The following is a 9,750-nucleotide window of genomic DNA, read 5'->3' as shown; positions in this document are numbered from 1 at the left end:
AACGGGCATTGATGGTGTGAATGCTGCTCATAGTAGGACTATCGTGGCCTACAACATGCAGGGACAAGCTTTCCATGTTGAAATGTTGGCCAACGGAAAGCCAAATCTTACTCATCTTCCCAAGGGCGTATATATAATAGGTGTAAAGAAGCTTGTGAGGTGATGTGGTGTTGCCGAACTTTCATTTTCTTACTTTCATGATGATACCTATTGGGAGTTTATACCGCCACTTTGCTGACTTGTTGAGCGTAAAAATAATGATTTATATCAAATTTATGGTCTTGAAATGACGTTTTATCGTTAAAAATGCGCTTTTGCTCTAATTTTATTAATAAAAGTTTTGGTATAAATTAAAATTGCATTAATTTTGCAATTCGCAACATAAGAGCTATGTTTGTTAATAAAATACATGCATTTGTATGCATTAAATATAAATCCGAAACTAAGTCTTGAGATGGGACTAGGATCAAGAGAGAAAGCTTTAAGAGAGAAAGAATAGAAATAATACAAATCAACATTATTAAACGAGAGAGATTTTTATGAAAAGACTAACGTTAATTTTGACCGGTCTCTTCCTATGGATGGGAGTGGCTCTGGCACAAATTCATGTTACCGGTACAGTCATCTCTGCTGAAGATGGGCAACCGGTCATTGGTGCTTCGGTAAAAGTTGTGGGCACTAATACGGGTGCCGCTACCAATTTGGACGGACAGTTTAGTATGACTGTGCCTAACAATGCAAAACTTGAGATTTCATATATTGGCATGAAATCGCAGACAGTAAAGGCCGCTGAAAACTTAAAGGTTGTTCTTCAGCCCGATAATCATGTACTCGACGAAGTGATTGTAACTGGTTATGGTAACTTCAAGAAGTCTTCATTTACCGGTTCTGCTGCGACGATGAATACTGATAAGTTGGCCGAAGTACCTGTCGTATCTATCGAAGATAAATTGGCCGGTGGCGTTGCCGGTGTACAGATAACATCAGGTTCCGGTTCACCGGGTTCTGTTCCATCTATCCGTGTACGTGGAATGGGTTCTATCAATGCAGGTAACAACCCTCTCTATGTTATTGATGGAACGCCTGTTCAGTCGGGCAATACGAGTGAATTTACTTATAGTGATGCCGGTACCAACATCTTGGCAACCATCAACCCTAACGATATTCAGTCTATAACGGTTATCAAAGATGCTGCCGCAGCGTCTCTTTATGGTTCGCGAGCTGCTAATGGTGTCATCGTTATTACGACCAAAAGCGGTAGCAAGGGTAAGACAAATGTGAACTTCCATAGCGATTGGGGCTTCTCTAATATGGCCGTAAATTATCGTCCACAACTAGGTGGTGCTGCTCGTCGCGCATTGCTTTTGAAGGGTCTAGAAAACTATTATATGTTCGAGGAAGGTAAGTCTGCCGCCGAAGCTGCGACTGCTGCTGCCGGTGATATCGACGATTATGCCGCAGAGCCTAAGACTGGTTGGACCAATTGGAAGGATCTTTTGTTCAAGAACGGTAGCCATAGCAACTACGAGGTAAGCGTATCCGGTGGTAACGATAAGACTAAGTTCTATACCTCTATGGCTTACAATAAGCAAGAAGGTATTGTGGCTAATCAAGGCTTGGAACGCTTTTCTGGGAGCTTGAACTTGACACATGACTTTGGTAAATTTACAGTAAATGTGTCTTCTATGATGTCGAAGATGACACAAAGTCTTGCCGGTGAGGCTACATCTTACGATGGTGCAGTGGCAAACTATGTTTTCTTCCAAAATCCATCTAGTACTGCTTACAATGAGGATGGTTCTTATACACAGGGCCCCGGTTATGTAGGTGTAAACCCACTTTATGAGTATTTGCACTCTACCGACCGCAATATCGTTCGCAGAATGTTGAACTCTGCTAAGTTAACTTATCATATTGCTAAGGGACTTGACTTGAGCGAGAAAGTAACTTATGACTATATCGGTGGTCGCGAGACCGTTATTTGGGATCGTAACTCCAATAATGGTAAGTCTTCCAGTGGTGTGGTTCAGCGTGTCTTGAACATCTCTGAGCAGGTAAACACACAGACTCAGCTTTCTTATATCCGCTCATTTGGCTTGCACAATCTTGATGCTTTGCTTGGTTTCGAGACCGAAGATATGCATTATGAGTACAACTTTTTGAACGGTTCTCAGTATCCCGGTGAACTCTATGAAGTTGCTAATGCCGGTGAAACAACATCAGAAAGTAAAGTTTATGATTCACGTTTGACCTCATTCTTGGGTCGTGTCAACTATAACTATGACGATAAGTACTATGCAGGTCTAAGCTTCCGCCGTGATGGAACATCTCGCTTGGCTCGCAATAATCGTTGGGGTGACTTCTGGTCTGCATCAGCTTCATGGCGTTTCTCTGCTGAGAAGTTCATGGAATCAACCAAAGATATCCTTACAGATGGTAGACTTCGCGTGTCTTACGGTACCAATGGTACACAGCCTTCAGGCTACTATCCATATATGAACCTGTTTAAATATGGTGAAAAGTATAATGGTCAGTCGGGTATGGGTATTGTAAATATAGGTAACCCTGACTTGAAATGGGAGAAGAATCGTACCTTCAACGTAGGTTTCGACTTGACTTTCTTGCAGCGTTTCACAGCATCTTTCGACTGGTACACACGTAAAACCACCGATTTGATTTACGATTTGACCATGTCTGCCGTTCCCGGTTATTTCGACACTACAAGTAAAGTTGCAACCATGGCTACCAATATCGGTTCGCTGAAGAACACCGGTTGGGAACTTACCTTGACTTCTGAAAACTTCAATACCAAGGACTTCAGCTGGTCTACAACATTGAACCTCTCTCACAATCACAATGAACTGGTGAAACTTGATGGCGAAAGCGATATGGTTCAGGATTCTAATTATGGTCGTGTATTGTTCCATAAGGTAGGCGAAACTTACAATTCATACTACGGTTACGAGTATGCTGGTGTAGATCCTAAGACCGGTAAAGAACTTTATTACATCAACGATGGTTCGGCAAATGCTCGCAACACCACGACCAATGCCAACGAAGCTAAGAAGGTAATTCTTGGTAGCGCAGAGGCAAGCGTTGCCGGTGGTATCACCAACAACTTGCGTTGGAAGTTCATCGACCTTGGTTTCACCTTCACTTACCAGCTTGGTGGCGACGCCTACGACTATCCGCGTTGGCAGCACTCTAACGGTGGCTCTGCACTGTATAAGGGAGCTACGCCTGCTTACTACGACCTCTCTAAGATGTGGAAGGGCGAGGGCGACACTGCAGCTAAACTCCCTAAGTTCCAGTATGGCAGCACATTCGTTTACTCTTCTCGTTGGATGATGCCTTTGGACTATCTGCGTTTGAAGAACTTGACCATTGGTTTCACCGTTCCTCAGCAGTATATTCGCAGCTTGGGTATCAATAAGGCTCGCGTATACTTCTCTGGTGCCAACCTGTTGACATGGAAGTCGGCTGATCTCTATGTAGATCCTGAGCTGCCAGTAACTGGACTTGCAAACTTCCAGACTCCACAGTTGAGAACTTACACATTCGGAATTGAAATTGGTTTCTAAACATAAAGCATACCAAAAATGAAAGTATCTAAATTTATATATAGTGCAGTTATCTGCCTCACAGCCGTAACGGGTTTGTCTTCTTGTGGTGATGAGTGGCTCGATCGGCAACCATCCGACGGTATTGATGCCTCTACGGCTATTACAACCACAGCCAGTCTGGCTAGTGCACGTGTCGGTCTTTATTCAGCACTCAAAGGTCGTTCATCTGATTATGTAGACTATTATGGTGCCAACATGTTTGTCTATGGTGATGTTCGTGGCGAGGATGTACAGTACAATGCCAGCTATGGTAGTAGCCGTGGTGAGTTCTATTACAAAATGGAATACAAGACGGCCGATGATTTTACCTCGAAAAACTCTGTATGGCGTACTCCGCTTATCGTCTTAGGACGTGCCAATCGCATCATTGAGGCTGCAAACGGTGGCGTTATTACCGATCAAGATAAGAACAAAGAGGCTGTTGCACAGTATGAGAACGAAGCCAAGGTGATTCGTGCCATGGCTATGTTCGACTTGACTCGTGTCTATGGTAAGCCTTATCTACAGGATAATGGAGCTTCTTATGGTGCTCCCATGGCCACCACGTCTATGGAACCTGCAACACAGGTAGGTCGTGCTACGGTAGCTGAGTGCTATACTCAGATTATCAAAGACTTGACTTCTGCTATTGCTTCGGGTGCTTTGTCTACCAAGGCTACTCCCGGTTATATCAATGCTTGGGCTGCTAAGGCTCTGCTTGTAAGGGTTTATTTGACTAAGGGCGACTACAACAATGCCCTTTCTACGGCCGAAGATATCATCAAGAACTCTCCTTATGCTCTTTGGACTTCTGCTGAGTATGCTAACGCATGGCAGAAAGACGACAAAGCTCACGCTAATGAGATGCTCTTTGAGTTGGCTATCAGCGGTACATCAGATTGGACCGACCGTGAAGGTATCGCTTATCTCTTGACAGAGAATACCGATGCTGAAAAAGTAGCTGCCGGTTATGGCGATCTCATCGTTACTAAGACATTTGCCGATGCATTGGCAAGTGACCCTAAGGATGTTCGTAACAACATCTTATTGAAGGCTACTTCTAGCTCAGAACTCAAGGCTAAGACTTTCGAAGGTCGTGCCGTTTACATCAATAAATATCCTGCACCGGCCGGTAGCGTAGAGGTTCGTATGAACAATATTCCTTTGCTCCGCTTGTCAGAGGTTTACTTGAGCGCTGCCGAGGCTGCTTTCAAAGCTAATAAGAAGGACAAGGCTGCTGAATATCTCAACGCTATTATCAAGAATCGTACCACCGATACCGGCAAGCAAGTAACTGCTGCCGACGTTACCGAAGACCGCATCTATATGGAGCGTCGTAAAGAGTTGGTAGGTGAGGGACAGCGTTACTTCGATGCACTGCGTCGTGGTGAGAAGATTGTTCGCTACACAAATGCAGATAATAGAGGCTGGCACAGTGTGCTCAATGCCGATGCTCAGACCATCGACACTTGGAAGTCTAAGAAGGAACTGCCGTTGATTCCACAGTCGGAAATCGACGCTAACCCGAAGATGGAGCAGAATCCTACTTATTAATTCTATACATGATTAGAATTTATTAGCCTAGAAGGCTACCTATTCATAGCCGGGGACAATCGAGCGAAAGCGAAGATTGTTCCCGGTTTTTATGTGTTAGCTGGTACAATGGGAAGTCTTTCAGACTTGTCTTTCTTTATAGCGTTCTATCATTCCGGAAGCCTAAAGGCATCCGGCTATTGATAAGGGTTGTCCTACCGGACAAAGATTGCATTATCAGTTCTTGTTTGCGGAGGTGGCATTGTGGGTATTTCTGTCCGAAGGACAGCCCCTTCATAGCCGTAGGCCTTTAGGCCTACGGTACCAATGGCGATAATAATCGAGTCTGAAAGACTCCCCTATATGTCGCATTTTATGTGTTAGATAATATAATGGGAAGTCTCATGGTCGGCAGGAGTCTTTATATTAGTAGTGTTGGGACAGCTGTGGAAGATTTTCCGTCTCTACTATTGCCTTGATAATGCCTGTTCATTGGGATACTAGTGCGACATGTTACCCCTCCATACCCTTATGCTATCTTCCTCCAACAACTAAAAAACTTAACAACTAACATACTACTTTTCCATTCCTTTCATCTGCTTTTTATATACGAAATGCAGGATATATCCCGATTTTTATGTACATTTGCTAACGCAAGCTTGATTCCATTGGCTGGCAACGTTCTCACAATGGAGTTGCTGCAGGGACGAGGCAAAGATGCTGCATCGGCTTGGCAGCAATGCTGAAGAAGCTATGCAGTGATGTTGCAGGGGCTTTGCAGTAGCCTCTCCCCAGCCCTCTCCCAAGGAGAGGGAGAATAAATTGAGTAGACAAATAAACCGGTTTACTGATGAAAGCGATCTCTAGTAAGGGGAAAGGCCATATATATACGTATTTTATATAGTAGCTCTACTAATTCAAATATCGTAGATATAATCAACAAATTACCTAATAATAACAACTACAAATCGAATGAAAAGAAAACTCGTATTAACGATGTTGGCTCTCCAAGTGGGTTTCTGTGCATGGGCGCAGAGCGTACGTCCGGCTATCAAACCAGATGCCAACATAGAGAAACAAGTGAAAGAGCAATTGTCTAAGATGTCGTTGGACGATAAAGTGGGACAGATGTGTGAGATAACGATAGACGCTATCACCGACTTCTCCAAGGCAAAGACCGGCTTCGCATTGTCGCCCGTGCAGACCGATACCGTACTCGGTAAATACCGAGTGGGCTCGATTCTAAACGTCCCGTTGAGCGTTGCGCAGACTCCCAAGGTATGGCGTACACTCATCAGCGAACTAAATCGCAAGTCGATGGCGGTCAATGGTATTCCACAGGTGTATGGTGTAGACCAGATTCATGGTGCTACTTATACCATGGGTGCTACTTTCTTCCCCCAGCCCATTGTGCAGGCTGCATCGTTCAACAAGAATATTCCCTTTCGTGTGGCAGAAGTTTCGGCCTACGAGAGTCGCGCTTGTCTCATCCCATGGGTATATGCTCCGGTGATGGATTTGGGTAGAAATCCCAACTGGCCACGTATGTGGGAGAGCTTCGGAGAGGACGATTACGTGAATAGCGTGATGGCTGTGCAGGCTGTGAAAGGCTATCAAGGTCCCGATCCTAACCACATCGATATGAACCACGTGGCTGTAAGCATCAAGCATTTCATGGCTTACGGTGTACCGGTAACGGGTAAAGACCGTACGCCATCGATGATAACAGAGCGTGAACTCAAGGAGCGTTACTTTGAACCGTTCAAACATTGTGTGGAGAATGGGGCGTTAACGCTGATGGTCAACTCTGCTTCCAACAACGGAGTGCCTTTCCATGCCAACAAAAAAATGTTGACCGATTGGCTCAAGGATGGCTTAAACTGGGATGGAATGATAGTTACCGACTGGGCCGACATCAACAACTTGTACACTCGTGAACATGTGGCTGCCGACAAGAAACATGCCATCGCTATGGCTATCAATGCTGGTATCGACATGAGTATGGATCCCTATAGCGTGGATTTTTGTACGCTTCTGAAGCAAGCCGTGAACGAAGGACTTGTTCCGATGAGTCGTATTGACGATGCGGTGAGCCGTATCTTGCGTTTCAAATACCGCGTGGGACTCTTCGATAAGAAGACATGGGACAAGCCGGAGAGGATAGCTAAGAACTATCCCGAATTTGCTTCGTCCAAGTTTGCAGCCGAGGCTACACGCTTCGCAGAGGAAGGTGAGGTGCTATTGAAGAACGAAGACGGTATCCTTCCGTTGAAGAAAGATACGCGAATACTCGTTGCCGGACCCAATGCCAACACACTCCGTGGTCTCAATGGTGGTTGGTCGTACACATGGCAGGGCGATAAGACCGACCAGCTGGTGGGCGATAAGTACAACAGTATCTATAAGGCTTTGGCCAATAAGTTCGGTGCTGCGAATGTGACGTTGGCCGAAGGTGTGCGCTATAAGGCTGGTTCCGACTGGGAAGCAGAGGATGCTTCTGATTTGGAGAAGGCTGTAGCTGCAGCTGGAAACAGCGATGTCATCGTGGCATGTGTGGGTGAAAACTCGTATTGCGAGACTCCCGGAAACTTCAACAGTTTGATGTTGAGCGAAAATCAGCGCCACTTGGTGAAGGCACTGGCAAAGACCGGTAAGCCCATTGTTTTGGTGTTGAACGGTGGTCGGCCACGTATCATCAACGATATTGTGCCTCTGTCGAAGGCTGTGGTAGACGTGATGTTGCCCGGAAACTATGGTGGTGATGCGCTCGCCAACCTGTTGGCAGGCGATTGTAACTTCTCCGGTAAATTGCCATTTACCTATCCTCGTACCACCAGTTCGCTGCATACATACGACTATAAGGTGAGCGAGAACCAGAGTACGATGGCAGGTAACTACAATTACGACGCTAAAATGGATGTTCAGTGGCCGTTTGGTGCAGGCTTGAGCTATACCACTTTCAAGTATAGTAATTTGCGTGTGAACAAGACTTCGTTTGATGTGAACGACGAGTTGACAGTGTCTGTAGACGTAACGAACAGTGGACAGAAAGCCGGAAAAGAGGCAGTGCTGCTGTATTTCTCGGATGTTGTGGCTTCATTGGTTCCCGATAATCGCAATATGTGCGGCTTCGACAAGATAGATTTGCAACCCGGTGAGACGAAGACCGTGACCTTGAAGGTTCCCGCCCGTTCGTTGGCTTTTGTCAATAGTGATATGAAATGGGCACTTGAAGAGGGCGAATTCTTGTTCCATTGTGGTAATCAGCAGGTGAAACTGAATTGTACCAAGACTGCTACTTGGGAGTAAGAATAGCTGTATAGAGATACGAAACTACGGTCATAAGCAAGATTTTATGACTGTATCTTGGTCCGATAGGACAACCCTTTTGAATAGCTGGATGCCTTGATGCTTCCGGAATGATAGGGAACAAAAAAAAATAAGTCTGAAAGACTTCCCATTGCATTGTCGGATTAAATATCCATTGTGTTACAAAGGGGAGTCTTTCAGACTCGTTTTTTACTGTCATTGTTACCGTAGGCCTAAAGGCCTACGGCTATGAATAGGCTGTCCTTTGGACAGAAATATACTATGTTATGAATACGAGGAAGGCTTAATCCTAACTACCTTTTTTGTTAATCGAAAGGATAGACGATGCCTAGTTGTCGCCGAATCTCATCCATCTGTTTCATGATACGGATGGTTTCAGCATGCGGCATGTAGGGAGATTCGAGCCAACCATGCTCTATGGCTTCGATAGAAGCACGTACTTCGTACTCGTAACCGGTGATATGAGGTGGATGGGGAATGTGCTTGATGGGTTGATAGTTGCTATCGTATACAGTGATAGATTGCGGATGATTGAAGTCTTCGACGATGATTTGACCGCAATCGCCCGATATGATGCCTTGCTTATCGGTTCGAGCGTACATGGAACAAGCCAACAGAGCCATCTGATTGTCGGGATATATCTGCGTGATGGAGGTTTGGGCATCCACACCGCTGGGTGCTTTGATACAGTGGGCATACATTTCTTTCACGTCTGTACCAAAAAGCATGGCGGCGAAATTGAGGGCGTAGACGCCCAAATCAAGCAGTGCACCACCGGCCAACTCTGGCTTCTTGACGCGTTCAACGCCCTTGATAGGATATCCAAGGTTGGCTGCTATCATGTAAGGAGTGCCGATAATGCCCGAATCCACCAACTCTTTGAGCGTGGCAGAGAGAGGAAGATAGCGCGTCCAAATGGCTTCGGTGATAAATGTGTTCTGCTCTTTGGCAAGGGCAAAGAGTTGTTCGGCTTGCCGTGCATTGCCTGTAAAAGCCTTCTCGCAAAGCACCGGCTTGTAATGACGCAGGCACAGTGAGGCATGTTCAAAGTGGAAATTATGGGGTGTGGCTACGTAGACAAGGTCTACATCCGGGTCGTTTACCATCGCTTCATACGAACCGTAAGCCTTTCGGAATCCCCATTTTTGTGCGAATTCATCGGCTTTTTGTTGATTACGTGAGGCTATTGCATAGCATTCAGCCTCTTCCATTCCAGCTATGGTATGAGCCATTTTAGCGGCAATCTTGCCCGCTCCGATAATTCCAATCTTGTATTTCTTCATAT

Annotated in this window: 4 protein-coding genes; 3 read left to right on the top strand and 1 reads right to left on the bottom strand. The window is 45.4% G+C overall.

The window, feature by feature from the left end; translation table 11 throughout:
* Positions 1-539 precede the first annotated feature (539 nt).
* The 3 genes from HMPREF0671_RS01145 to HMPREF0671_RS01135 all read left to right on the top strand — a co-directional run bounded on the left by HMPREF0671_RS01145 (position 540) and on the right by HMPREF0671_RS01135 (position 8,444).
* Complete coding sequence (locus HMPREF0671_RS01145) at positions 540-3,581, top strand: TonB-dependent receptor (protein ID WP_036896174.1); 3,042 nt, start codon at positions 540-542, stop codon at positions 3,579-3,581.
* Between the two features lie 18 nt (positions 3,582-3,599).
* Entirely contained in the window at positions 3,600-5,156 is a 1,557-nt protein-coding gene (locus HMPREF0671_RS01140) for a RagB/SusD family nutrient uptake outer membrane protein (RefSeq protein ID WP_036896171.1), read from the top strand.
* Positions 5,157-6,107: 951 nt separating this feature from the next.
* The gene (locus HMPREF0671_RS01135; RefSeq protein ID WP_036896169.1) at positions 6,108-8,444 is read left to right on the top strand and encodes a glycoside hydrolase family 3 N-terminal domain-containing protein; all 2,337 of its coding nucleotides are present in this window, start codon (positions 6,108-6,110) and stop codon (positions 8,442-8,444) included.
* Between the two features lie 326 nt (positions 8,445-8,770).
* On the opposite strand, the gene HMPREF0671_RS01130 is transcribed toward HMPREF0671_RS01135, so the two are convergent.
* Positions 8,771-9,748, bottom strand: a complete 978-nt coding sequence (locus tag HMPREF0671_RS01130) for a Gfo/Idh/MocA family protein (protein WP_036896168.1) — start codon at positions 9,746-9,748, stop codon at positions 8,771-8,773.
* Positions 9,749-9,750: the final 2 nt, after the last annotated feature.

It is taken from the genome of Prevotella sp. S7 MS 2 (assembly GCF_000762865.1).
Lineage (GTDB): Bacteria > Bacteroidota > Bacteroidia > Bacteroidales > Bacteroidaceae > Prevotella.
Note: the sequence above shows the minus strand (reverse complement) of the source record. Positions and strands in the feature narration are given on the sequence as shown.

Bases quoted from the DNA above. Each gene is read 5' to 3' on its own strand.
- HMPREF0671_RS01145 (WP_036896174.1), top strand. From the start codon at position 540: ATGAAAAGACTAACGTTAATTTTGACCGGTCTCTTCCTATGGATGGGA.
- HMPREF0671_RS01140 (WP_036896171.1), top strand. From the start codon at position 3,600: ATGAAAGTATCTAAATTTATATATAGTGCAGTTATCTGCCTCACAGCC.
- HMPREF0671_RS01135 (WP_036896169.1), top strand. From the start codon at position 6,108: ATGAAAAGAAAACTCGTATTAACGATGTTGGCTCTCCAAGTGGGTTTC.
- HMPREF0671_RS01130 (WP_036896168.1), bottom strand. From the start codon at position 9,748: ATGAAGAAATACAAGATTGGAATTATCGGAGCGGGCAAGATTGCCGCT.